General features: G+C 75.5%; 21 protein-coding genes. 20 read left to right on the top strand and 1 reads right to left on the bottom strand.

The features are described from left to right. Positions 1–114: 114 nt before the first annotated feature. The 7 genes from AC07AL_RS07080 (at position 115) to AC07AL_RS07050 (ending at position 9,130) form a co-directional block, all read left to right on the top strand. Complete coding sequence (locus AC07AL_RS07080; RefSeq protein ID WP_478317143.1) at positions 115–3,393, top strand: hypothetical protein; 3,279 nt, start codon at positions 115–117, stop codon at positions 3,391–3,393. After that, positions 3,390–4,133, top strand: a complete 744-nt coding sequence (locus AC07AL_RS07075; RefSeq protein ID WP_363585561.1) for a Pvc16 family protein — start codon at positions 3,390–3,392, stop codon at positions 4,131–4,133. Before AC07AL_RS07080 ends, AC07AL_RS07075 begins: the two co-directional genes overlap by 4 nt. Further along, positions 4,130–6,268 (top strand): AAA family ATPase, encoded by a 2,139-nt coding sequence (locus AC07AL_RS07070; RefSeq protein WP_478317123.1) that lies wholly within the window; start codon positions 4,130–4,132, stop codon positions 6,266–6,268. Before AC07AL_RS07075 ends, AC07AL_RS07070 begins: the two co-directional genes overlap by 4 nt. A gap of 195 nt (positions 6,269–6,463) precedes the next feature. Beyond that, complete coding sequence (locus tag AC07AL_RS07065; RefSeq protein ID WP_478317122.1) at positions 6,464–8,011, top strand: phage tail sheath family protein; 1,548 nt, start codon at positions 6,464–6,466, stop codon at positions 8,009–8,011. Positions 8,012–8,049: 38 nt separating this feature from the next. Further along, positions 8,050–8,490, top strand: coding sequence for a phage tail protein (locus AC07AL_RS07060; protein ID WP_063346012.1), 441 nt, complete (start codon positions 8,050–8,052; stop codon positions 8,488–8,490). Beyond that, positions 8,487–8,975, top strand: a complete 489-nt coding sequence (locus tag AC07AL_RS07055; RefSeq protein ID WP_363585558.1) for a hypothetical protein — start codon at positions 8,487–8,489, stop codon at positions 8,973–8,975. Before AC07AL_RS07060 ends, AC07AL_RS07055 begins: the two co-directional genes overlap by 4 nt. Next, positions 8,972–9,130 carry a DUF6760 family protein gene (locus AC07AL_RS07050; protein ID WP_347878560.1) on the top strand — a complete coding sequence of 53 codons (159 nt, stop codon included), beginning with the start codon at positions 8,972–8,974 and terminating at the stop codon, positions 9,128–9,130. The genes AC07AL_RS07055 and AC07AL_RS07050 overlap by 4 nt, the downstream gene beginning before the upstream one ends. Before the next feature lie 609 nt (positions 9,131–9,739). Here the strand turns inward: AC07AL_RS07050 and AC07AL_RS07045 are convergent. After that, a complete protein-coding gene (locus AC07AL_RS07045; RefSeq protein WP_400810209.1) occupies positions 9,740–10,273 on the bottom strand; it encodes a hypothetical protein in 534 nt (177 codons plus the stop codon). Positions 10,274–12,641: 2,368 nt separating this feature from the next. Between AC07AL_RS07045 and AC07AL_RS07040 the strand changes: the two genes are divergently transcribed. The 13 genes from AC07AL_RS07040 to AC07AL_RS06980 all read left to right on the top strand — a co-directional run bounded on the left by AC07AL_RS07040 (position 12,642) and on the right by AC07AL_RS06980 (position 25,094). Beyond that, positions 12,642–12,917: a hypothetical protein gene (locus AC07AL_RS07040; RefSeq protein WP_363585556.1), complete on the top strand. Its 276-nt coding sequence runs from the start codon at positions 12,642–12,644 to the stop codon at positions 12,915–12,917. Positions 12,918–12,984: 67 nt separating this feature from the next. Further along, positions 12,985–13,413 carry a phage tail protein gene (locus tag AC07AL_RS07035; RefSeq protein WP_363373130.1) on the top strand — a complete coding sequence of 143 codons (429 nt, stop codon included), beginning with the start codon at positions 12,985–12,987 and terminating at the stop codon, positions 13,411–13,413. Between the two features lie 58 nt (positions 13,414–13,471). Then, the gene (locus tag AC07AL_RS07030; RefSeq protein WP_363585555.1) at positions 13,472–14,191 is read left to right on the top strand and encodes a CIS tube protein; all 720 of its coding nucleotides are present in this window, start codon (positions 13,472–13,474) and stop codon (positions 14,189–14,191) included. Continuing rightward, a complete protein-coding gene (locus tag AC07AL_RS07025; RefSeq protein ID WP_400810212.1) occupies positions 14,188–15,969 on the top strand; it encodes a VgrG-related protein in 1,782 nt (593 codons plus the stop codon). Before AC07AL_RS07030 ends, AC07AL_RS07025 begins: the two co-directional genes overlap by 4 nt. Positions 15,970–16,029: 60 nt before the next feature. Continuing rightward, the gene (locus AC07AL_RS07020) at positions 16,030–16,341 is read left to right on the top strand and encodes a PAAR domain-containing protein (protein WP_363585553.1); all 312 of its coding nucleotides are present in this window, start codon (positions 16,030–16,032) and stop codon (positions 16,339–16,341) included. Further along, the gene (locus AC07AL_RS07015; RefSeq protein ID WP_350881814.1) at positions 16,338–16,793 is read left to right on the top strand and encodes a GPW/gp25 family protein; all 456 of its coding nucleotides are present in this window, start codon (positions 16,338–16,340) and stop codon (positions 16,791–16,793) included. The genes AC07AL_RS07020 and AC07AL_RS07015 overlap by 4 nt, the downstream gene beginning before the upstream one ends. After that, complete coding sequence (locus AC07AL_RS07010; RefSeq protein ID WP_363585552.1) at positions 16,793–18,754, top strand: putative baseplate assembly protein; 1,962 nt, start codon at positions 16,793–16,795, stop codon at positions 18,752–18,754. The genes AC07AL_RS07015 and AC07AL_RS07010 overlap by 1 nt, the downstream gene beginning before the upstream one ends. Beyond that, complete coding sequence (locus AC07AL_RS07005; protein WP_478317121.1) at positions 18,751–19,377, top strand: phage tail protein; 627 nt, start codon at positions 18,751–18,753, stop codon at positions 19,375–19,377. Before AC07AL_RS07010 ends, AC07AL_RS07005 begins: the two co-directional genes overlap by 4 nt. Before the next feature lie 3 nt (positions 19,378–19,380). Next, positions 19,381–20,568 (top strand): NADase-type glycan-binding domain-containing protein, encoded by a 1,188-nt coding sequence (locus AC07AL_RS07000; protein ID WP_478317119.1) that lies wholly within the window; start codon positions 19,381–19,383, stop codon positions 20,566–20,568. An 83-nt stretch (positions 20,569–20,651) separates the two neighbouring features. Then, a complete protein-coding gene (locus AC07AL_RS06995; RefSeq protein WP_478317117.1) occupies positions 20,652–21,698 on the top strand; it encodes a TIGR03617 family F420-dependent LLM class oxidoreductase in 1,047 nt (348 codons plus the stop codon). A gap of 305 nt (positions 21,699–22,003) precedes the next feature. Further along, the gene (locus AC07AL_RS06990) at positions 22,004–22,363 is read left to right on the top strand and encodes a hypothetical protein (RefSeq protein WP_363585548.1); all 360 of its coding nucleotides are present in this window, start codon (positions 22,004–22,006) and stop codon (positions 22,361–22,363) included. Continuing rightward, positions 22,360–24,255 carry a GMC family oxidoreductase gene (locus AC07AL_RS06985; protein ID WP_478317115.1) on the top strand — a complete coding sequence of 632 codons (1,896 nt, stop codon included), beginning with the start codon at positions 22,360–22,362 and terminating at the stop codon, positions 24,253–24,255. The genes AC07AL_RS06990 and AC07AL_RS06985 overlap by 4 nt, the downstream gene beginning before the upstream one ends. Further along, positions 24,252–25,094, top strand: a complete 843-nt coding sequence (locus AC07AL_RS06980; RefSeq protein ID WP_363629721.1) for a hypothetical protein — start codon at positions 24,252–24,254, stop codon at positions 25,092–25,094. Before AC07AL_RS06985 ends, AC07AL_RS06980 begins: the two co-directional genes overlap by 4 nt. Positions 25,095–25,271: the final 177 nt, after the last annotated feature.

Genomic DNA, 25,271 nt, shown 5'->3' with positions numbered 1-25,271 from the left:
GCCGGATTGCCCTCAGGGGCACCGGTCGCTACCCCCGGCTCGGGTGCCCGGGGCCTGTCGCCCCGGCGCCCGGGCCGGGGAGACTGCCGGACGTACCCTTCTCGGTCTGTGAGGTTGAGCGTGATCGGCGCCACCGGCACTCCCCGCCCCCTGCGGCGCTCGGCGCGAGCCGCCGTCGCGACGTTGCTGTCCCTGGCCGTGGCCGTGGTGACGCTGGGCACCGCGAACTCCGACGGCGACGGACGAGGCGCCGCCCCGGTGGCCGCCGGGGCCACGGCGGAGAGCGGACGGATCGTCTACGCCGGCACCGGCCACCGCAGCCTGGCGCGGCTGACCGGGCCGACGTCGAGCGCGTCGCTGTTCGGGCCCGGCCCCGTCCACTTCGACACCGAACCCTCCGCGCGCGGCGACCAGTTGGTGTTCACCAGCCTGCGGGACGGCCCGCTGCCCCAGGTCTACCTGCGCGAGGCGTCGGGCGCGGTGCGCAGGCTCACCACCGGCATGGACACCGCGGAGCCGACGCTCGCCCCGGACGGCAGGACCGTCGTGTTCGACGCGGTGGAGCCCGGCGGGCGCAACGGGCAGACCCAGCGGGACCTCTGGGTGGTCAACACCGACGGCACCGGCCTGCGCAGGCTGACCGACACCGCGGACTCCGAGGCGCACCCGACGGTCTCGCCCGACGGCAAGTGGGTCGCGTACACCTGCGACGTGGACCCGGCGCACACCCAGGTCTACGTCATGCCGCTGGCCGGCGGCGCGGCGCGACGGATCACCGCGGTGACCGCCGGCAACGCCGTCGAACCGGCGTGGAACCCGGTGGACGCGCCCGACCTGCGCGACCAGATCGTCTACACCTGGGACCAGGCCGGCCAGACCGGGCCGCAGCTGCGGGTGATCTCGCCCGAGGGCACCAACGACCGGGCGTTCTTCCCCGGCGTCGGCGGCGACTGGCGGACCAGGTCCGCCGGTTGGCTGCCCGACGGCAGCGGCGTGCTCTTCCTCAGCCCCAACCGGCAGAACGCCGACCCGACGCCGTACGAGAACGTGTACCGCGCCCTGACCTGCTTCTGCGGCGGGGCCGAACTGGTGGCGAGCGAGGACCGTGCCGTCCGCACACCGGTCTGGCTCGGCCCCCAGAAGGGCGGCGGGCCCGTCGTGGACCGCAACAGCGCCGACACCCCCAACGTGGCCGACCTGTCGGACATCCGCCCCGACGGAGCGGACCCGCGCGACCTGGGCGTCAGCGTGCTCCGGGAGGACTCGGCCGCCGACACCGACACCGACCCCGCGGCCGACCCCCTGTTCAACCCCCGCCCCGGCTACGACCCGTGGTTCGAACGGCAGACCTACACGCCGGACGGCCGGCGGATCGTGCTGACCCGCTTCGAGGACTCGCCCGCCGGCCGGATCGAACGGATCTGGCAGACCGGCGCCGACGGCTCCGACCCGAAGCCGATGAACCTCGCCGGGCGCGGACCGAAGGACTGGGACACCGACCCGGAGCTCTCGCCCGACGGCCGCCTGATGGCCTTCACCAGGACCTCGCCCGGCGGCGTCGGGGCGGCCTCCGGCCCCGGGCGGGTGCTGATCGCGGACGTGTCGACCGGCGCGATCGTCGGCACCGTCGAACCGACCAACGGCCAGCCGGCCGCGTCCATGGCCCAGCCCTCGTGGTCCCCGGACGGCAAGCTGATCGCCTACACCAGGACCGAGGTCGTCAACGGCAACGGCGGCAACAAGCACGTGTGGACCGTGCCCGCCAACGCCCTCGACCGGCCGACCGACCTCAGCCGCAGGGCCTGCCCGGGCGCCTGCGACGTCATCGACGACAGCCCCGCGTTCTCGCCCGACGGCCGGCGCGTCGCCTTCAACCGCAAGACCGGCGACGGCGGGCTCAACCAGCAGAACGGAGTCCTCGTCAGCTCGGCCACCGGCGACGGCTGCACGGTGGTCCTGCCCGCCGGACTGAGCCAGGACCGGAACGCCTGCCGCCGCCCGCTGCCGGACACCTCCGCCACCGGCCCGTTCCAGCCCCGCGACGTCGCCTGGACGGCGGACGGCGGGCAGCTGGTGCTGACCTCCCGCCGGGCCCTGCCGGCGAACTCGCCGGAGGCGCTGCAGAGCTACGACTTCGCGACCGGCCGGCTCACCTCCATCAACTCCAGGCTGCCGGGGCGGCAGAAGGAACCGAGCGTCCAGCAGTCCGTCGACCTGTCGCTGAGCGCGCCGGCCGCCACCATCCCGATGCAGATCGGGGGCTCCACCACCGTGGCCATCACCGTCACCAACCACGGCCCGGCGCCCTCACCCGGCACCGCGTTCACCGCGTCGGTGCCGACGGGCGCCCGGCTCACCGGGCTCAAGGCCACGGCCGGCACCTGCGCCGCCGACGCCCTCCGGTGCGAACTCGGCACCCTGGCCCCGGGCGCGGTCGTCCAGGTGACCGCCACCGTCGTCGGGACCGTGGCCGGCGACCAGCGGTTCGGCTGGTGGGTGACCGGGGCGGTGGTCGACCCGAAGCCCGAGGACAACATCGCGCAGACGGTCGTACCCGTCCAGGCCGCGTCGCCGTCCCCGAGCCCGTCTCCGACCCCGACTGCCTCGCCGATCCCGACCCAGACCCCGACTGCCTCGCCGATCCCGACCCAGACCCCGACCCCGACACCGCCCGTCTCCTCACCCCCGGCCCCGCCGCCACCGCCGCCCGCCCCGGCCCCCGCACCGCAGCCGGCGCCGCCCGCGCCGAAGGCCGGACCGGCCGTGACGGTCGGCGCCCAGCCGAACCCCGGATACGTCGGCGGCCGGGTCACCGTCACCTACACCGTGCGCAACGACGGCCAGGCCCTCGCCACCGGACTGCGCGTCTCGCTCGGCCTGCCCGCCGGCGTCCCCACCGGGCCGATGCCACCCGGCTGCACCGGCGGCGTCTGCGACGTGGCCGACCTGCCCCCGGGCGGCAGCGCCGTCGTGCAGGTGGTGCTCGCCCCCGAGGCGACCCTGGACACCACCATCACCTCCGTCCTGACCACCACCGGCACGGACGCCGACCCGGGCGACCACGTCGCGCGGACTCCGCTGCGCATCCTGCAGCCCCGCATCGTCGCGGTGCCGCCGATCGGCAAGCCCGGCTTCGTGACCTCCGTCCGCGGCGTGGACTTCCCGCCCGGCACACCGGTGACCCTCACCTGGACGCCCGGCATCACCGCCGCCGCGGCGCCCACCGTCCCCAAGACCGACGGCACCTTCGCGGGCCAGCTGCTCATCCTCGCCAAGGACGAGACCGGCCCCCGGACCATCACCGCGAGCGGCCCCGGCTTCTCCCCGGTGACCACCCCCTTCCTCGTGGTGGCCGGCAGCGTCGGCCCGCCGGGGGAGGTGCAGCGGCGGTGATCCACGAAGTCGACGAGGCGCTGCGGCTCCTGCTCGTCGAGAGCGGCCTCCAGGAACGCGGGATCGAGCTGGTCTTCGAATCGCCGACCCGGGACTGGGCCGCCCGGCGCAACGCCCCCACCGTCAGCGTCTTCCTCTACGGCATCCGCGAGGACGTGTCCCGCCGCCAGGCCGGCGCCGCCGAGCAGCACGACGCCGACGGCGTGGTCGTGGCCTGGCGCAGCGCGCCCCGCTGGTTCGAACTGGCCTACCTGGTGACGGCGTGGACCAACCGGGCCCAGGACGAGCACCGGCTGCTGTCGGAGGTGCTCCGCTGCCTGACGGCCGCCGACGCGCTGCCCGCCCGGCTGCTCACCGGCACGCTCGCCGAACTCGGGCTCACCGTCGGGCTGGAGACCGCCGGGCGCGGCGAGGGCATGCCGTCGGTGTCCGACGTGTGGTCGGCCCTCGGCGGCGAGCTGAAACCCTCGATCGACCTCAGGGTGCTCGCCCCGCTGTCCGGCCGGCGGGCCCAGGCGGGGCCCCCGGTCACCGACGGGCTCGTGCTGCGCGCCGTCGACAAGGGCGGCGAGAGCGGCGAGAGCCACGAGAGCGACGCCGACGCCCCGGAGGCCACGGGTGACCCGGGCCGCCGGCTGCGTTACGAGGGCGGCACGGACCCCGGCGCGGACGGCTTCGCCGCGCCCCGGGAACGCCAGCTGCCGCCGGGCCGCAGACGGCGCGGCGGTGCGCCGCGATGACCCTCGACCTGGAAGCGGCGGCCACCAGCGGGCCCGCCGCCGACCTGGACGACCTGTGGGTGCGGCTGAGCCGCCTCGAACAGCGGATCCGGGCCGCCGTCCGCGAGCGCAGGGCCGACGACCCGGACCCGGACGACCCGTACCGGGGCCAGTACCTCACCCCGGAGGCGGCGGAACGGATCCTCGCGGCGCCCGCCGCGACGGGCCGGGCCGGCGCCGACCTTGGGGAACCGCCGCCGCCACCGCCCGGATCGAGGACCGAACGGCTCGTCGACGGCTTCGGACTGCTCCCGCTGGACCTCGAACTCCTGCTGGTGGCACTCGCCCCCGACCTCGACACCCGCTTCGAACGGCTCTACGGGTACCTCAACGACGACCTGACCCTGCGCCGGCCGACCATCGGGCTCGCGCTCGAACTGTGCGGGCTGTCCGGGGCGGGCGCCGGCCGGTTCCGCTTCTCCGCCCAGGCCCCGCTGGTCGCCGGCGGCCTGCTGGAGATCACCGAACCGGAACGCCCGCTGCTCTCCCGGGGCCTGCGCCTGCCCGACCGGGTGACGGCCCATCTGCTCGGCTCGGACGAACCCGACGGCGCGCTGCGCGGGCTGGTCCGCGTCGGCCGGTCCGGCGTCGGCACCCCGCCGCAGGCCGCGCGCCGACTGCGCGCCACCGTGGCCAACGGAGGCGGACTGGTGCACCTGCTGGACCGGGGCGGCAACGCCGGGCGGCTCGCGGTCGACGCCCTCGCGGGCCTCGGCCGCCGGGCCCTGGTCGTCGACGTCACCGCGCTCGCCGCCCGCCCCCCGGAGGCCGTGGTCCGGGCGCTCGCCCGGGAGGCGCGGCTGAGTGGCAGCGGTGTGGTGCTGGGCCCGCTGGAGCGGATCGAACCCGAACGCCCCGAGCGGGCCGGGCTGTTGCGCGAGCTGTGCGCGGAACTCGCCGAGGTGCCGCTGCTCGTACACGGGTCGCGCCCGTGGGATCCGACGTGGGCGCAGGAGAGCCCGGTGGTGCTCGTGGCCCCTCCGCTGGACCCGGCGCAGCGTGCAGAACGCTGGGCGCACGCGCTGGGCGGGGCTTCGCACGAGCCTTCGGGTGAACCCGGGGAAGGCCCTGCGGAAGGGCCGTACGAGGGCGTGCTGAGACCCGAGTTGGCCGAGGCCGTCGCCCCGTACCAGCTGGACGAGGACCAGGTGGCCAGGGCCGCCGGGGTCGCGACCAGGACGGCCGCCGCCGAACACCGCCCGGTGACCGCCGACGACCTGCGGGCCGCCGTACGGGCGCAGAACGGGGCGGGGCTCGCCCGCCTCGCCCGCCGGATCGAGCCCGCCGTCGGGTGGGACGACCTGGTGCTGCCCGAGCCCACCGCGCGCCAACTGCACGAGCTCGCGCTGCGTGCCAGGCACCGCGACCAGGTGCTCGGCCAGTGGCGGATGCGGCCGGGCGGAGGGCGCGGGCGCGGGGTGATCGCGCTGTTCGCGGGGGAGTCCGGCACCGGGAAGACCATGTCGGCCGAGGTGGTCGCCGCCGAACTCGGCATGGAGCTGTACGTCGTGGACCTGTCCACCGTCGTGGACAAGTACATCGGCGAGACGGAGAAGAACCTGGAGCGGATCTTCACCGAGGCCTCGCACGTGAACGCCGTCCTGCTGTTCGACGAGGCCGACGCGATCTTCGGCAAGCGGTCGCAGGTCAAGGACGCCCACGACCGCCACGCCAACGTGGAGTCGGCGTACCTGTTGCAGCGGATGGAGTCCTTCGACGGGATCGCCGTGCTGACGACCAACCTGCGCGCCAACCTCGACGAGGCGTTCACCCGGCGGCTGGACGTCATCGCGGAGTTCCCGGTGCCGGACGAGGAACAGCGGCACGCCCTGTGGGAGCGCTGCCTGGGCCCGCGGATCCCCCGCGGCGACGACCTCGACCTGGCGTTCTGCGCACGGCACTTCGAACTCGCCGGCGGCTCCATCCGGGCCTGCGCGGTGACCGCGGCCTACCTGGCCGCCGAGACGGGCCGCCCGCTGGGCATGGCGGAGCTGGTGTTCGCGGTCGAGCGGGAGTACCGCAAGCTCGGCCGGCTCGTCCTGGAGAGCGAGTTCGGGCCGTGGTCGCGTGCCTCCGGGGGCACCGGGCGGGCCTGAGCGCGCGGCCGGGCGACCACCGGCCGACGGTCGGCCGGTGACCGACTGACAACCGGCTGACGACCGGTGAGGCCCTGCCGGGGTGCCCGCCGGGGCAGCGGCTCTGCCCCTGGTCCGGGACCTGCGGACATGTCGCGGGTGGCGGCCCGGCAGCAGACTCGGTGGCGAATGATCGGCCACCCCGAAGGAGCGAGCATGCCGTCGTACCTCACCCCGGGCGTGTACGTGGAGGAGGTCCAGTCCGGTGCCCGGCCGATCGAGGGTGTCGGCACGGCCGTCGCCGCCCTCGTCGGCTTCGCCCAGACCGGCCCCTTCCACGAGCCCACCCTGGTGACCAACTGGGACCAGTACGTCCAGCAGTTCGGCGGCTTCTCCGAAGGCACCTACCTGCCCCACGCCGTCTACGGCTTCTTCGCCAACGGCGGCGGCGCCGTCTACGTCGTGCGGATCGGCGAGCCCGCCGGCGAGACGGCCGGCGGCTGGCCGCCGGTCGCCCGATCGGCGCCCGCGCCCACCGCCCACGCCGGCTTCCTGTTCACGGCCCTGCCCGCTGGGGGCGCCGACCTGACCGTCGAGATCGCCGACGTCGAGGGCGACAACGTCCCCGACGACCGGTTCCGGCTGGTGCTCCGCAAGGGCGCCGAGGTCGCCGAGACGTACGACGTCTCGACCCGCAAGAACACCAAGGGCTACGTCGTCACCCAGCTGCGCGAGTCCAAGCTCGTCGCGGTCAGCGAGCAGCCGGGCACCGCGCCGAGCCGCCCGGAGCGCCAGACGCTCGCCCTCGCCGCAGCCCCCGCGCCCGGGCCGGTCGCCCCCGCCGCCACGACCCGGCTCAGCCCCGCCGAGTACGTCGGCGACGCCTCGGCCCGCACCGGGTTCTCCGGCCTGGAGGCGATCGACGAGATCACCATGGTCGCGGTGCCCGACCTGATGAGCGCCTACCAGCGCGGGGACATCGACGCCGAGGGCGTGCGGACCGTCCAGCTCGCGGTGATGTCGCACTGCGAGCAGATGGGCGACCGGATCGCCGTCCTGGACGCCCCGCCCGGGCTGAGCGCCCAGCAGGTGCGCAACTGGCGCAACAACGAGGCGGGCTTCGACTCCCGCTACGCGGCCCTGTACTACCCGTGGATCAAGGTGTTCGACCCGGCGACCGGCCGCAACACGATGGTCCCGCCGAGCGGGCACGCCGCCGGGGTGTGGGCGCGCAGCGACGCCGAGCGCGGCGTGCACAAGGCGCCGGCCAACGAGGTCATCCGCGGCGCGGTGGACCTGGAGATCCGCCTCAGCAAGGGCGAGCAGGACCTGCTGAACCCGATCGGCGTCAACTGCGTGCGGGCCTTCCCCGGGCGCGGCATCCGGATCTGGGGCGCCCGGACCCTCTCCTCGGACCCGGCGTGGCGCTACCTCAACGTGCGGCGGCTCTTCAACTACCTGGAGGAGTCCATCCTCCTGGGGACCCAGTGGGTGGTGTTCGAGCCCAACGACGACCGGCTGTGGTCCAGCATCCGCCGCAACATCACGGCGTTCCTGACCGAGGAGTGGCGGCGCGGAGCGCTGTTCGGCGCCACCGCCGCAGAGGCCTTCTACGTCAAGTGCGACCGTGAGAACAACCCGCAGGAGTCCATCGACCTCGGGCAGGTGGTGTGCGAGATCGGGGTCGCTCCGGTGAAGCCCGCCGAGTTCGTGGTGTTCCGGCTGTCCCAGTTCTCCGACAGCACGAGCCTCGTCAACGAGTGACCAGCAGGCCAGCACAGACCGGAAGGTGACAGGAAGTCATGGCTGAAGGCGATCCGCTCTCCACACACATATTCGGCGTCCAACTCGGCGGCTACAACGTCGAGTCCGTCAAGGAGATCAGCAACCTGACCGTCGACCAGGACGTCGTCGAGTACAAGCAGGTGACCCAGCAGGGCAAGCTGATCGTCCGCAAACAGCCCGGCGCGCGGCTGCCGGGCGAGGTGACGATCACCCGCGGGCTCGACAAGAGCGGGGCGTTCACCAAGTGGATCAACGAGACCCTCAACAACGGCGCGATCAACACCGCGCGGCAGAACCTCACCATCGAGGTCAAGGACACCACCGGTGCCACCCTCCGGCGGATCCAGCTGATGAACGCCTGGGCCAGCCGGTGGGAGGGCCCCACCCTCACCGCCGGTGAGTCCAGCGCCGCGACCGAGACGGTGACCATCGTGTTCGAGGAGATCACCGTCGAATGAGACGACGGATCAGCCTCGACGAACTCCTGGAGCAGGCTCCGGCAGCCGCCCCCGCTCCCGCCGCGGCCCCGCAGGCCGCCGCGCCGCAGCGGGGGCGGGGCCCCCAGGGGCACGGACTGCACACGGAGTTCGAGTTCGAGCTCCCGCGCGGGTACCTGGACGACGAGGGCGTCCTGCACCGGCACGGCGCCATGCGCCTGGCCACCGCGCGGGACGAACTCATGCCCCAGATCGACCTGCGGGTCAAGGAGAACCCGGCGTACCTGAGCGTGGTGCTGCTCAGCCACGTGATCACCCGGCTCGGCACCGTCACCGACGTGCACGCCGGCGTCGTCGAGCAGATGTACGCCACCGACGTCGCGTTCCTCCAGGACTTCTACCAGCGGATCAACAGCGAGGGCCACACCCGCGCCGCGGTGACCTGCCCGCACTGCGACGGCTCCTTCGAAGTCGACCTCGCTGGTGGGCGCCTGGGGGAATGGTGACGTACGCGACCACCCGGCTGTACGAGGAGGTCGCGTACATCGCCTACCACTTCCACTGGCAGCGGGAGGACATCCTCGACCTGTCCCACCAGGAACGCCGCGCGTGGGTGCGGGAGATCGCGCGGATCAACACCCGCGTCAACGAAGGCGGGTGAGCGCGGGATGGGGATTCGGGACCGGCTCGGGCGCCGGAAGGCCGGCGGTCCGGGCGAGGCGGGCGCTTCGGGTGCCCCGGGCACCTCGGGTGCTGCCGGCGGCACGGGTGACGCGGCTCCCGCGCCCCGGGCCGACGCGCCCGCCCCGGACGGTGGTTGGCGCGCGGTCGCGCCTCTGACCCCGACCCTCGCGGGGGCGGCGGGCGGGGTCAGCGACGGCCTGCGGTTCCGGTCCCGGCTCGCCTCCTGGCAGAACCCCTCGCTGACCGGCGCACTCGGGCACGCGGTCCTGCCGTCCGCCCCGGCGGGCATCCTGCGGGCGGTGGCACGGCCCCTCGGCCCGGCGGTCTCCGCCGGGGCGGACGGGCCCGTGCTGCCGTACGCCGCACCGGCGGTGGCGCCGTCGGAGGCTGCGGATCCGGTACCGGCCTCGGCTTCGGATTCGGCTTTGGATTCGGTGGGGCGCGGGCCGGGCGCGACGGGCGGGCTCGGTCAGGTGCGGCAGGTGCAGAGGTCCGGCGCCGTGGTGCGACGGCTGCCCGTACGGGCGGTGGCTGCCGAGGGCGGCGACGCGCAGGCTGCCTCCGCGCCCGCTGCCCCCGCGCCCGCTCACGGTTCCGAGGTGCCGTCTGCCGGGCAGGCCAGGACTGCCAGGCCGGTCCCGTCGCGTCGCGTCGGGAAGCCGCTGACCACCGCACCCCGCCCCCGGTCGCTGCCGACGCGCGCGGTGGCCGTGATCCCGCCCCGGCCGGTGCAACGTGCCGCGAGCGCGACGACGGTGGAGCGTGCCGCTGCCGTCGCGTCGGTGGAGCGGTCCGACGGTGTGAAGCCGGTGGAGCGGTCCGAGGGCGCGGCCCCGGTGGAACGGCCCGCGAGCGCGCCGACGGTGGAGCATTCCGCCGCCGTCGCTCCGCCCGTCGTGGAGCCGGGTGCCACTGCGCGGCCGTCCGAGACCTCCGAGCCGGCTCCGGTGCGGCCGACCGATGCCCCGACCCCGCGCACCGGCAACGCCGTGCAGCGCGCCGCGAGGGGAGGCAGCGCGAGGGGAGGCGCCGCACCGGGCCGACCCGTGCTCGGTGCCCCGCTGACCTCGCTGCCCGCCAGCGCCTCGCCACGGCTCAACGCCGACGGCGCGTCAGGCATCGTCCCTGGTCAAGGCCCCGAGGCCGGGCACGGACCGATGCCGATCGTCTCCCCGCCCGCGCAGCAGGAAGCTCCGGCGGGGAGCGGGCCGGACGGTGTGGAGCCGTCGGCACCGGGCAGCCCGGCGCGCTCGGCTCGCCCTGCCCGTCCCGAGCCCGGACGGCGCGGGGACGCCCCTGTGCAGCGCGCCGTCCAGACCGGCGGCGGTCCGACCGCCGTGCGGCGTGCCACACAGCCGCGCACCGAGCAGGCGCGCCCCGAATCGTCCAACGCCCGCACGCACGGCGGCCTGGGTGCGCCGCTGACCGCGCTGCCGCCGACGGCGGGCGCGGCACCCGGAGCACGGGCCGCCGGTACGGCCGACGGCCGGCGCGGCCCCGTCCGGCGGACCACGGCCCCGGGCCACGGAGCCCCCGCGACTCCCGACACCCCACGGACTCCCGCCACCCCCGTCACTTCCGCACGACCACAGCCGACCGGCCGAAGCGCGGCGGCCCCGAGCCCGGAAAGCGCTCCTCGCGCCACGGGCACGGCCCCCGCCGAGCCGGGCGCCACGGCAGTCCAGCGTGCGGCTGCGCCCGGCGCGCGAAGCGCTGACACGAGCGGGCAGGGCGGCTCCACCGAGCCCGGCCCCGCCGTCGGGCCGCAGTCGCCCCCCGGGACGGCACCGCAGGACGCGGGCCGCCGGGCCCGGCGCAGCGGTGGTACCGGTGGTACGGGGGGTACCGATGGCGCCCGGGACGTGCGGCCCATCGCTTCGCCGGGCGAGCCCGGCCCGCTGGTCGTGGCCCGCTCGCCGATCGGCGGCACCGCCGCACGTCCGGTGGCTGGCCCGGGCCACCGCACGCTGGGCCTGCTCGGCGAGCGCCGCATGGCGTCCACACTCGCCGCACCGGCGACGGCGCCCGCACCGGTGTCCGGCCGAGCGCCGGCGCCGACGCCCGCCCCACCCGTCGTCAGGGCCGCCTGGCCACCGGAGCCGCCCGCGCGCACCCAAGTGCCGCAGGCCCCGGAACCGGTGGCACCCGCGAGCTGGCGGCACCGGGCCGCCGCCGTCCTGCGCCTGCCCCGACGGGCACAGGCGAGCCGACCCGACGCTGCGCGCCCGGCGTCCCCAGCGGCACCGGCGTCCCCGGCGGACCCGGAAGGCACCGGCCCGGCGGCGCGGGGTGGTGTGGTGGCGCGTGCGGGTGCGCGGGGACCGGCGTCCGGCGGCTCCGCCGACCCTGCCGGCTCGGGCGCGGTAGGGCGTTCTGCTGCCGTGAGGCGTCCGAGCGTGCAGCGTTCGGCGGCCGGCGGCGGCGGCCCGGTGAAGGCGGATGCGCGTTCATCGGCGTCGGCAGGCTCGGCGGCGCGGGGGCCGCGGCCGTCGGAGCGCGGTGGGGCCTCCTCGGGGCGTGCGGGTGTGCGGGGTCCGGCGACTGATGGCACCGGTCCGGTGGCCGTCGGCCCCGGTACCGGCCCGATGGAGGCGGATACGCGCCGGTCGGAGCACGGCGGTCCTCCTGCGGGGCGGGCCGGTGTGCAGCGTTCGACGACCGTCGGGGGACCTCGCCCGGAGGCGTCGGACGGGCAGCCCGTAGCGCCGGACACCGCCCCGGCCGGGCGGGCGCGACGCGGGGAGACTCCCGTGCCGCCGCCGGCTGTGGAGCGTGGCGGCCGTGGTCCGGCGGTGCAGCGGTCGGTCTCCGGCGGCCCGAGGCCCGTCGAGCCGGGTGTCCGGTCGGCGGAGCCGCGAGGTGCTGTGGTGCCTGTCGTGGTTCCCGCCGGGCGGGTGCGGCGCGGGGAGCGTCCAGCACCCCCGGTCGTCGTGGCCGATGCCGGCCCGGCGGCCGTGGGCGCCTCTCGTGTCGGGCGCGCTGCGAGCGTGCAGCGCTCGGTGTCCGCCGGCCCTGTTGTCGCGGGCCCTGCCCTCGCCCCCGGCCCCGGCCCGGTCGAGGCGGCCGTGCGACCGGCGTTCTCCGACGACGCGTCGGCGCCTGCCGCCGTCCCCACCGTCCCCGCCGGTCGCGGGGGGCGTCCTGCGTCCGCGCCCGCTGCCTCCTCCGGCGGCCGTGTTCCCAGCGTGCCGTTGGTACGACTCACCCCGCCGAGCGCCCCGGCGTCCCCGGCGGCTCCGGCGATGGTCCAGCGGCTGCCGGTCGCCGGGCCCGCCGGCCCCGCCGTGCCCGCGTCCGCGACGCCGCCGCTGCCGAGCGGTGGCGCCTGGGCGCCGGGCGTCGCGGGGGGCGGCTTCGGCGGACCGGGGGCAGGCGGGGAGTCGCCGTTGCGCACCGGGTCGTGGTCGTGGACCGCGCCGTCCCGAGCCGGCACGGGCCCGTCTTCAGGGCCGTCCGGGCCGGCGCGGCCTTCGACGGAGACGGCCCGGGTGCTGCAACGGGTGGCGGAGCAGGCGGGGTTGTCCGGGGTGCCGTTGACCGCCGTACCGGCCCGCACCCCGGTGACCGTCCAGACCGCTTCGTCCCCGCCGCCGACCGCGGCCCCGCCCCCGCAGCCGGGCGGCGGATCGTCGACCGGGTCCCCGTCGGGGGCCGACCTCGACGAACTGGCCCGGCGCCTGATCGAGCCCGTCGGACGGCTGCTGCGCGTGGAGTTGCGCAGGGGGAGGGAGCGCGCCGGGCGGCCGTACGACGGCCGTCGCTGAGCGCTCGGGGCGCGGCGGGCAGACGGGCAGTGGCAGGTGGCAGGTGGGCAGGGCGACGGAGGCAGGAATGACCGACAACATCTTCGCGACGAGCGTGTTCTTCAAGCTCACGATCGGCGGCAACGACCTGGGCGAGTTCACGACGTGCTCGGGGCTGGGTGCCGAGGTCGAGATCCACCAGTACGCCGAGGGCGGCAACAACGGCTTCTCCTGGCAGTTGCCGGGCCGGATCACCTGGTCGAACATCACGCTCACCCGCGCGGTCACCGCGGACACCGTCAAGATCGCCCGCTGGCTGGACGAGACCGTGCGGCGGGTCCAGCCCAAGAACGGTGAAATCGTGGCCCTGCGGCCCGACTTGAGTCCCATCGTCAGCTGGCAGGTGCTCGGCATCGTGCCCGTCCGCTGGCAGGGCCCGTCGTTCGACCCGGCGAACTCGCAGGCGGCGACGGAGTCCCTGGAGATCGCCCACGCCGGGCTGCGCCCGTCATCGTGACGGCGCGTCGCACCCGGCGCAGGCCACCCATCGGACGACGAACGGAAGGAGGTGCGGGATGTCAGAGGTCCCCGCGAGTGTCACCCGGGCCCAACTGGCCATCATGGAGCCGCCGGCGACGGTCGGCGCCCAGCCCGGCGGGGTGATCGCGCGGCTCCCGCTCCAGTTCAACCCGTCGAGTCTGGTGCTGCGGAAGTCCTCGGAGTGGCGCCGTACCCCGTCCCGGATGGCCGCCGAGTCCGCGCTGCCCGAGTTCGTCGGCAGCGGGCCCCGCTCGCTGTCCATGGAGGTGTTCCTCGATGCGACGGCGACCCATGACGACTCCGTGGAAAAGGCGGTGGAGCAGCTGATGACGGCCTGTGTGCCGACTCCGGCGAGCCTGGCGCGCAAGAAGCCGGCGAGCCCGTGGATACGGCTGGACTGGGGCACGTCGTCGACGACGTCGTTCAACGGGGTGCTGACCGGCCTTCAGGTCACCTACTCGCTCTTCGACGTCGACGGCAAGCCGCTGCGGGCCACCTGCTCGTTCACCATCGACGAGGCCAGTGTCGACACGCCGGGCCAGAACCCGACCTCCGGCTCGATGGAGGCGCGCAGCACCCACCGGGTGATCGCGGGCGACAGCCTGCCGCTGCTCGCCTGGCGCGAGTACGGCGACGCGACGGCGTGGCGCACCATCGCCGAGGCCAACGACATCGACGACCCGATGGTGCTCGTCCCCGGGGTGGAACTGATCGTGCCGGGGATCGACGAGCCCACCCGAGGAGGGCGGTCATGACCACTCCCGAGGCACGCGGCGGCCGCTCCTTCGCCGCGGATCCGATCGTCGAGGCGCCCGGCCCGTTGCCGCCGGTCTGGGCGGCCCAGCTGGTCTCCTGCGACATCGAGGAGAGCACGGGCCTGCCCGACACGGCCGTGCTGATGTTCCGCGACGCGGACCACACCTTCCTGTCCGCGACCGGGGTCACCATCGGCACCCGGCTGCGGGTCTCCGTGATGACGGTGCAGGGCAACGCGCAGGTGCGGCTGTTCACCGGCGAGGTGACGGCGCTGGAGCTGGACGTGGACACCACCGGCTCGTTCACCGTGGTGCGGGCGTCCGCCATCACCCACCGGCTGATGCGCGGGCGCCGGGTGAAGGCGTTCCGCAACATGTCGACGGCGGACATCGTCCGTCAGGTCGCCGCGGGCGCCGGGCTCGGCTGCGGCCGGGTCGACGCGTTCCCCGTCGTCCACGAGCAGCTGTCGCAGGCCAACGTCTCGGACTGGGAGTTCCTCCAGTACCTGGCGCAGGAGAGCGGCGCGCAGGTGCGGGCGGACGACGAGGGGCTGCTGGAGTTCGTCAAGCCCGAGCAGGCCTCCTCGGCCCCGGCCCCCTCGACGCCCGCTCCGCAGAACCCGATGGTCCTGGAGTACGGCCGCAACCTGCTGGAGCTGCGCGGTGTGCTGACGGGCGGCGGCGGGGCGGACACCGTCGAGGTGCGCGGCTGGAACGTCCTCACCAAGAAGGCCCTGGTCGCCACGGAGCCGTCGGTGGCCAGCGAGACGGTGCGGCCCGGGATGAGCCCGTCGACGGCGGCCGCCGCCTTCGCCGGGAAGGCGCGGATGACCGTCACCGACACCCCGTACCGCACGCAGGCGGAGACGGCGGCCGCGGCCGGGTCGGTCGCCGCCTCGGTGGCCGCCGGGTTCGGCGAGCTGGAGGCGGTCGTCGAGGGCAACCCGAAACTGCGGGCGGGTGTTCCGGTCGCCCTGGGCAACGTCGGCGCCGCCTTCTCGGGCCGCTACACGGCCACCGCGGTGCGCCACCTGCTGGAGCCCTACCGCGGCTACCGGACGACCGTCGTGGTCAGCGCGGCGCCGGACCGCTCCCTCGCGGGGCTCGTCGCCGGGGGCGGCGCGGTGCCGCGCGGGCCGCGGATGCCCGGTCTGGCCATCGCCGTGGTCACCGACGTCCGGGAGCCGGGGGGCGCGCAACGCGGCTGGGTGCGGCTGAAGTTCCCGTGGCTGGACGACACCTACGTCTCCGACTGGGTGCGCACCGTCCAGTGGGGCGGGCAGGGCGGCGGCGGCGTGTTCAGCCCCGAGGTGAACGACGAGGTGCTGGTCGGCTTCGAGCAGGGCAGCCTGGACAGCCCGTACGTGCTGGGCGGCCTCTACAACGGCGTCGACAAGCCCTCGCCGCACGAGGTGCCGCTGGTCGACCCGGCCGGCGGGAAGGTCAACCGCCGCTCGCTGGTCTCCCGTTCGGGCCACCGCCTGGAGCTGCTGGACGTGCCGGGCGGCCAGTCCGGCGTCCGGCTGGCCAGCGGGGACCGGAAGCTGGAGGTGCGGCTGGACGAGCAGCGCGGCGAGATCGTCCTGACCGTCTTCGGCGCGGCCGGTGCGGCGGCGGCGAGTTCGGTGCGGCTGTCCTCCACCGGCATCACCATCGACGCCGGCGCCGGGGCGGTGAACCTGCGCGGGGGATCGGTGAACGTCACCGGCCGCACCGAGGTCACCGTGGAGGGCGGAGCGCTGGCGGTGCTCAAGGCGGCCCTCGTGCGCATCAACTGAACCACCGTCGGCACGGCCCGGCCCTCCGGCCCCCTCGAACCACCCGATTGGAGAACGCAGATGCCCCCCGCAGCCCGGATGGGTGACACCACCAGCGACGGCGGTGCCATCACCACCCCGCCGCCAGGCGCCCTCGCGGCGGCGACCGTACTGATCGGCGGCCGCCCGGCCGCCGTCACCGGCAGCCTGCACGTGTGCGTGCCGCACGTGGAACTCGGGCCCGGCAACGTCGTCATGCCCAGCCCCAAGGCGGCGGCCGGGGGCCTGGTCCTGATCGGGGGGCTGCCCGCGGCGCGGGTGGGCGACCAGACGGCCTGCGGCGCGAAGATCGTCACCGGCGCGTTCAACGTGCTGATCGGGGGCGTCGCGTGAGCGGCTTCATCGGGCGAGGCTGGGCCTTCCCGCTGCGGGTGAACGCCACCGGCGGCATCGGCATGGTGGACCGGGACCGGGAGATCGAGGAGGCCATCCGGCTGATCCTCGGCACCGCCCCCGGGGAGCGGCCGATGCGCCCGGAGTTCGGCTGCGGCATCCACGAGTACGTGTTCGCGCCGAGCGACGGCGGTACGGCGGGCCGGATCGCGCGCGAGGTGCGCACCGCGCTGGAACGCTGGGAGCCGCGGATCGAGGTGGACGACGTCGTGATCGCCTTCGACACCGTCGACGACGGCACGCTCTACATCGACGTCCACTACACCGTGCGGTCCACCAACGACCGCCGCAACCTGGTCTTCCCCTTCTACACCATCCCGAGCTCGCCGGACGCCCCGGATGTCCAGGACGTCCCGGGTGCCCTGGGCGCCGTGACCGGGGGAGTGAGCTGATGGCGCTGCCCTCCCCGAACCTGGACGACCGCCGGTTCCAGCAACTCGTCGACGAGGCCAAGCGGTTCGTCCAGCAGCGGGCCCCGGAGTGGACCGACCACAACGTGTCCGACCCCGGGGTCACCCTGATCGAGACCTTCGCGTACATGGTGGACCAGCTGCTCTACCGGCTGAACCGGGTGCCGGAGAAGAACTACTCCGCCTTCCTCGACCTGCTGGGCGTCCGGCTCTTCCCGCCGGCCGCGGCGACCGCGGAGGTCGACTTCTGGCTGTCGGCCCCGCAGCCCGAGACGGTGCTGCTGCGGGCGGGCACCGAGGTGTCCACGCTGCGGACCGAGACCGAGGAGGCGGTGGTGTTCTCCACCGCCGAGGACCTGCCCGTCGTCCCCAGCTCCCTCGACCGGCTGGTCACCGTCTCCGCCGCGGGGGAGCAGACCGACGCCACGGCGCGGCTGGCCGACGGCGTGGACGTGCCGTGCTTCCAGCCGCGCCCCCAGGTCGGGGACGCCATGCTGTTCGCGCTGCCGGCCGTCGTGCCGCGCTGCATCCTCGTCGTCCGGCTGGACAGCCGGGTCGAGGGCGTCGGCGTCGACCCGCGCCAGCCCCCGCTGGCGTGGGAGGTGTGGGACGGCGCGCGGTGGATCGCCTGCGAGACCGGCTCCGACACCACCGGCGGCCTCAACCGGCCCGGCGAGGTGGTGGTGTTCGTGCCCGCCGGGCAGGTCGCCTCGGTGGTCGCGGGGCGCCGGGCGGGCTGGCTGCGCTGCCGGGTGTCCGCGCCGGAGCCGGGCCAGCCGTTCTACGCGGAGTCCCCGACGATCCGCCGGGCGGAGGTGTTCACCGTCGGCGGCACCGCGACCGTCGTGCACGCCCAGACCGTGACCGACGCGCCGCTCGGCACCTCGGAGGGCGTCGCGGGCCAGCGCTTCCGGCTCGCCAGGCCGCCCGTCCTGCTCGACGGCGGGCCCCCGGTGGTCGAGGTCGCGGCCGGCGACGGCTGGGAGCGGTGGACGGCCGTCGAGCACTTCGGTGACTCGGCGCCGACCGACCGGCACGTGGTGATCGACGCGACCACGGGCGAGTTCGCGTTCCCGCCCGCCGTCCGGGAACCCGACGGCGGCCTGCACGCCTTCGGCGCGGTGCCGCCCAAGGGTGCGCACCTGCGGGTACCGCGCTACCGCACGGGCGGCGGCACCGCCGGGAACGTCGCCCGGGCGACGATCACGGTGCTGCGCAGCTCCGTCCCGTACGTGGCCAGGGTCGACAACCGGGAAGCGGCCAGGGGCGGGGTCGACGGCGAGACGGTGGAGAACGCCAAGGTGCGCGCCCCCCACCTGCTGCGGCTCCAGGAACGGGCCGTCACGGCCGGGGACTTCGAGCTGATCGCCCGGCAGGCCGCCCCCTCGGCGGCCCGGGTGCGCTGCGCGCCGGCCGTCGCCGGGGAGGCGGGCGCGGTGCGGGTGCTGGTGGTCCCCGACGCGGTCGCGGACGAGGGCGACCGCCTGCGGTTCGAGCAGCTGATCCCCGGCGAGCAGGTGCTGTCGGCCATCGCGACGGCCCTGGACGAGCGGCGGCTCGTCGGCACCCGGCTCGTCGTCCAACCGCCCGACTACCAGGGGGTGACGGTGGTCGCCCGGCTCGCGACCCGCTCCCCGGACGGCGACCGGGTCCGGGAGGCGGCGCTCGCGGCCCTGTTCCGGCACCTCAACCCGCTGCGCGGCGGCGCCGACGGAAGGGGCTGGCCGTTCGGCCGGGCCGTGCAGTACGGGGAGGTGTTCGCGGTGCTCCAGCAGGTGGCCGGGGTCACGGCGGTCGAGGAACTGCGGCTCTTCCCGGCGGATCCGATCACCGGGCGCCGGGGCGCGCCCGCCGAACGGGTCGACGTCGCCCCGGACGCGCTGGTCTTCTCGCACCAGCACCAGGTCGTGGTCGCCGCGCTCCCGGCGGACGGTCCGCGATGAGCAGAGCGGCCGTCCCCGGGCTGCCCAGCCCGCATCCGATCGGCGAACTCCTGCCCGCGCTCTACGCCGAGGACGACTTCGCCCAGCGGTTCACCGCGGGCCTGGACACCGTCCTCGCCCCGGTCTTCGCCACCCTGGACAACCTGCCCGCCTACTTCCAACCGCGCCTGGCCCCGGCCGACTTCGTCGAGTGGCTGGCGGACTGGGTCGCCGTCGAGACCGACCCGGCCTGGCCGGAGGAGGTCCGCCGGGCCGTGGTCGGCCGCGCGGTCGAGCTGCACCGGTGGCGGGGCACCCGGCGCGGGCTCCGGGAACGGCTGCGGCTGATCCTCGGCGTCGGCGCGCAGATCGTGGACGGCGGCGGCGTGGCCTGGTCCACCACCGCGGGCGCGGAGTTGCCGCCCGCGCCCTCCGGGGAACTGCTGGTGCGGGTCTGGCCCGAGCGCACCCCGGCGGTGGACGAGGAGCAGGTGCTGGCGGTCGTCCGGGCGTCCTGCCCGGTCCACCTCACCTGCCGGGTGGAGGTCCTGCCCGGCCCGCCTGGTCCATCCGGTCCGCCTGGTCCATCCGGTCCGCCTGGTCCATCCGGTCCACTCGGTCCACTCGGTGCGGAAGAGAGCTGAGCAATGCGTACGTGTCCCGAGTGCGGAGTGGCCAACGAGGACGGGGACGACTTCTGCGGCAACTGCGGTGCCTACCTCGGCTGGTCGGGGACGGCTGCCGCCACCTCGGCGGCTCCCGCCTCCGGGGCTCCCGGCTCTGCCGCCGCCCCGCCCGCTGGCGCCAACCCGCCCGCTGCGTCGCCCGCTGCTCCGCCCGCCGGTGCGGCCCGCGAGGAACCGCCCGTGCGGCCGTCCGCGGCGCCCGCCGAACCGCCTGCCGCGCGGCCCGCCGAGCCGGCGAGGCCGTCCGCCGCCGCGCCCGCTGCTGCGCCCGCGCCCGCACCCGCGCCCGTACCCGCACCCGCCTCCGAGGTGCCGCCGGTCCGCCCCGGCGCGGTGCCGCCGCAGCCCACGGCCGCCCGGCAGCCGGCGGCGGACCCGGTGGCGGTGCAGCCCGCCAAGCCCGTCGCGCCCCGCCCGACCGTCCGCCCGGCCGCGGCCGACGAGGCCCAGGTCGGCCCACCCTGCCCCCGGTGCGGCACGCCCAACCGGCCCGACCGGAAGTTCTGCCGGCGGTGCGCGGAGCCGCTGACCCCCACCGAACTCGTGGCGGCCCTGCCGTGGTGGCGCACCCGCTGGCCGTTCCGCCGCCGCGTGCGCATCGGCGGCTCCGGCAGCACCCTGCGCCGGATGATCGCGCTGCTCGTGCTGGCGGCGCTGGTGGTCGCGGGCGTGCTGTTCTACCCGGCAGGGCGGAACATCTACGAGGACGTGCTGGACAAGCTCCGCGACGCCTCGGCGATCTCCCCCACCGGGGCGGCGGCGAGCGCGGAGGTCGAGGGCCATCCCGCGAAACTGACCGTCGACGGGCTGAGCAACACCTACTGGGGGGCGCCGAACGTCGGGGACTCGATCAGCTTCCCCTTCGCCCGACCGTTCCGGCTGGTGGACGTGATCATCCACACCGGCTCCTCCACCGAGCCGCAGCAGTTCCAGCAGCAGGCACGGCCCACCGCCCTGGACCTCCGGATGACGACCTCGGACGGCAAGGTGCACGAGCAGAAGGTGACACTGAACGACAAGCCGGGCCCGCAGACGGTGCTGACCGGCGTCAGCGACGTCGTGAAGGTGACGCTGGTCGTCCGCGCCGCCGCCGGGACGGGGCCCGGAATCCCCATCGCGCTGGCCGAGGTGGAGTTCTTCAAGCGTTGAGGGGCAGGCTGCGGGGGTGGGCCCGGGCGCCGGCGTGGGAGGCTACCCGGGTACCGCCGCAGCCCGCGCCCAGGAGCACCGCCATGCACCGACCCCCCGCCTTCCGTCTCGACGCCACCGCCTCCGGGCACCCGGCGGGGATCCTCGACGCCGCCGAGCGGGCCGAAAGCCGGGGCGTGGACCGCCTGGTGGTCGCCGAGACCGCGTACGACCCGTTCCTCCAGCTGGCCCGCGCCGCCGACCGGACCGAGCGGATCGAGCTGGCCACCGGCATCGCGGTGGCCTTCGCCCGCACCCCGATGACGCTGGCCTACCAGGCCTGGGGGCTGCACGCGGCCTCCGGCGGACGGGCCGTCATCGGGCTGGGCTCGCAGGTCAAGCCGCACATCGAGAAGCGCTTCGGGATGCCCTGGGACCGGCCGGCCGCGCGGATGCGCGAGTACGTGCACGCGGTGCGGGCGATCTGGCACAGCTGGCAGACCGGCGAACGGCTGCGCTTCCGGGGCGAGTTCTACACCCACACGATGATGACGCCGGTCTTCTCGCCCGACCCCGTCCCCGCCGGGGTGCCGAGGATCCTGCTGGCCGGCGTGGGGCCGCTGATGACCCGTACGGCCGGGGCGGTGGCCGACGGGTTCCTCAGCCACCCGTTCTCGTCGCCCGCCTACCTGGCCGAGCAGGTGCTGCCCGGTCTGACCGGGGCCCGGGCGCAGGCCGAGGCCGAGGGCGCCCCGTGGACGGCGCGGCCGTTCGAGGTCGCCGGCAGCGTGCTGACCGCCACCGGCCGGACGGAGGAGGAACTGGCGGCCAACCGGGCGGGGGTGCGGGAGCGGCTGGCGTTCTACGCCTCCACCCCGGCCTACCGCCCGGTGCTGGCCCAGCACGGGTGGGAGGGGCTCCAGGAGGAACTGCACACCCACTCGGTGCGCGGCCGCTGGGCGGAGATGGCCGCGCTGATCGACGACGAGGTGTTCGACACCTTCGCGGTGTCCGGTCCGGTCGAGGACGTCGCCCGCGAGCTGACCCGGCGGTACGCGGGCCTGGTCGACCGGCTGTCCGTCAGCCTGCCGGAGGAGGCGGACCCGGAGCTGGGCCTCGACGTCCTGGCGGCCGTCCGCGCCCTCGGCTGAGCTCCGTCGGACCCTCATCGACCCTCGTCGACCCTCGCCGGACCTCCGCCCGGTCCCGCCGGACCCCTCGCCGTACCCTCGCCAGCCCCCGTAGCCCGACCGGAAACAGCCGCCGACCGAACGCGGTGGGCGGCAGATCGGGCAGGAGACGGCCAAGACCGGGCACATTCGGGCAACGGGTTCCCGGTGGCGACGGCGGGCGGCAGGATCGCGCTGGCAGACCGTGACGGGCCGCCGACTTCACCCACCCCACGGTCTGTCATGTCTTGGCCACCGTCGACGACCGTGGGGGTGCCCGCTTGTCCGTGCCAGACGACCATCCTGCCGTTGACTGCCTCGCCGAGTTCGGGGCGCCCGACGACCTCGCCGACTTCGACGAGTTCCTGCGCGTGTGCGCCGAACTGACCGGCTTCGACGAGCCCGAGCTGCGCGCCACCGGCATGGCGCACGAACACCACCGCACCACCCTGGCCCACCGGGTCCGCGACGACCACGCCCTGGTCCACCTCTGGTACGTCGGCGCCTGGCCGGGCGAGACGCCCAGCTCCGCCCGCGCCTACGACCAGGGCCTGGCCTGGCGGACCTTCCGCGCCGACCCGCCCGGCGCCGCCGCCCCCGGCCACGGCAGCTGGGCCGAGGCCCCCCGAGGGGTTGAGGAACGGTGACCGCCCGTTGGGACGTCGTCGTGGTCGGCGCAGGCTTCGCCGGAACGCTGGTCGCCCACCGCCTCGGCGCGCAGGGCCGGCGGGTCCTCGTCCTCGAAGCCGGCCGGGCCGCGCCCTCCGGGCCCGAGACCGCCGCCGCCTTCCGCGCGGCCGGCGGCGGCCCGCCCACCTCGCCCTACCCGCACGACCCCGACGCCCCGTCCCTCGACGTCACCGACCTCACCGGGCTCCCCGGCGGTGGCTTCACCGCCACCGGACACCTCCGGCAGGACGGCCCGCTGCCCTACGCCAGCGGCTACCTGCGTGCCAACGGCGGCACCGGACTGCTCTGGACCGGCCTCACCCCGCGCATGCACCCGGAGGACTTCCGCACCGGCGACCTCGGCCGCGGCCGCAACTGGCCGATCGGCTACCACGACCTGGAGCCGTACTACCGCGCAGCCGAACACGAACTCGGCGTCGCCGCCGACGCCGGGGAGCAGCGCCGCGCCGTCGGACTGCCGATCCCGGACGACTACGCCTTCCCCATGCGGGCCATCCCGGCCAGCCACCTCGACCGCCGGCTCGCCCACGCCCTCGACGGCCGGACCGTCCGCGACCCCGCCATGCCCGGCCCCGCCCGGCTCGCCGTCACCGGCACCCCGCACGCCCGCAACGGCCTGCCCACCCGGCCCGGCGACAGCTTCGGCCAGCCCTGCGCGGGCAGCGCCAGCTGCGTCCCGGTCTGCCCGACCGGTGCCAAGTACACGCCGCTGCGCACCCAGGCCCGCTGGGCGCCCTGCGTCGAACTGCGCACCGGGGCCGTGGTGGCCAGGGTGCTCGCCGACCCGGTGACCGGGCGCGCCACCGGGGTGGAGTACCTGGCCGGCGGCGCGGCCCACCGGGTGGACGCGGACCTGGTCGTCCTCGCCGCGCACGCCGTCGAGAACGCCAGGCTGCTGCTCCTGTCCGGCCTGGCCAACCGCAGCGACCAGGTGGGCCGCAACCTGATGGACCACCCGGCGCTGCTCACCTGGGGGCTCATGCCCGGCCAGGTCGGCCCCTACCGGGGGCCCGGCTCCACCAGCGGCCTGGAGGCCTTCCGCTTCGGCCCGGCCCGTGCCCGCCGGGCCCCGTTCCGGATCGAGATCGGAAACTGGGGCTGGTCCTGGGCCGGTGGCTCCCCCGAGGCGGAGACGGCCGCACTGCTGGCCGCCGGGTTGCGCGGCAAGGAGCTGCGGGCACGCCTCGGCGACCGGCTCGGCCGTCAGTTCTCGCTCCAGTTCGAACTGGAGCAGCCCGCCGACCCGGCCAACCGGGTCACCCTCGACCCGGACCGGCGCGATCCGCTCGGCCTCCCCGGCCCGGCCGTCCGCTACGACCTCGACGAGTACGTCCGCGCGGGCATGGTCTCGGCCCGGGCCGTCTCCGACCAGCTGTTCGCCCTGCTCGGCGCCGAGGACCACACCGCCTACCCGGCCGGTCCGCAGTGGCCGGGCCGCCTCGAACACCTGGGAACCGCCTACGGCTACCGGGGCGCGGGCCACGCCGGCGGCACCCACGTCATGGGCGACTCGCCCGCCACCTCCGTCGTCGACCACTGGCAGCGCTGCTGGGACCACCCCAACCTGTACGCCGTCGGGTGCGGCTCGATGCCCTCGCTCGGCACCTCCAACCCCTCGCTCACCATGGCCGCCCTGGCCCTGCGCAGCGCCGACCGGATCCACCAGGACCTGCTGGACCTGCACCGCCCGGTGTCCGTCGGCACCAGGCTGCCGACCCCCGACCCGCCTCGCTCGCCCGTGCTCCCTTCGCCCGGCACCCCTTCGCCCGGCGCCCCTTCGCCCGGCACCCCTTCGTGCGTCGCTCCTTCGCTTGCCACCCGTTCGCCCGCCTTTCCGGAGACACCATGACCGGCCTGCCGCTCCCGCCCGTACCGGAGCCGTACCACCTGCCCTTCCACTACGGCGCGCTGCACAACATCGGCGTCGACTACCTGGTCCAGCCCGAGCGGGCGCGCGAGCTGCTCGGCAAGCGCCACCCCGGCCTGACCGCCGCCGTGTTCGACGGCGGGGCCTGCGTGTCCCTCAACTACCAGCTGTACTTCGCCCAGTACCCGAACGGCGGTGGCATCACCGAGGAGCTGGAGATCAACCTGGTCGCCCACCCGATGTTCGCCGGGGACCGCCTGCCGGTCCTCAACTACGGCCAGTACGCCCGGGGTTACGACCAGACCAAGCTGCTCGGCATCGCCCGCCTGCACGTCCTGTGCGACAACCCGCTCGCCATCGACGCCGGGCGCCGCCTGTACGCCGAGCCCAAGCACCCCGGCTGGTTCGAGACCGCGCTGCCCTCGCTCAACGCCCCCGCCGTGCGTGAGCGCTGGTCCGTCTCCTGTCGCCGGGCCACCCTCGGGGCGGACGGGCTGCGCCGCCACGACGAGCAACTCCTCGCCCTCGACGTGAACCTGATCGGCCTCACCGCCGAATCCGTCAACAACACCCCGATCACCGGCTACGGCACCGACGACGAGGGCAAGCTGCTCGCCGGCCCGCTCAACGTCTACCACCCCTACCGCTACTACGCCCTGGACGACCGCACCGCCGACCGCGTCCGGCTCGACCTCGGCAACCCCGCGGAGGAGTCCGCCCGCGACCTCGCCCACCTGATCGCCGACGCCCCGGCCGCCGGGGTCTGGACCTACCAATCCCCGCCGGTCGCCGCCCACAACCGCGCCTACTACGTCCGGTGATGTGCCCGCCCGCCGAGGGCGGGTTACGGTCAGGGTCGACACCACCTGAGTGGGCGGGCAGCGGACCGTTGGCGCCGTTCTCGCGTGCACCCCTGACCGCTCCTCCGCAGCTGGGGGTGTGCTCGTGAGTGTCCACTGACAAGGGTAGCCTTACCCATTGCGCAGGTGATCGGCAGT

Source organism: Kitasatospora sp. NPDC043949 (assembly GCF_056435365.1).
The sequence above is the reverse complement of the archived record's forward strand: the minus strand, read 5'-3'. Positions and strand labels throughout refer to the sequence as shown.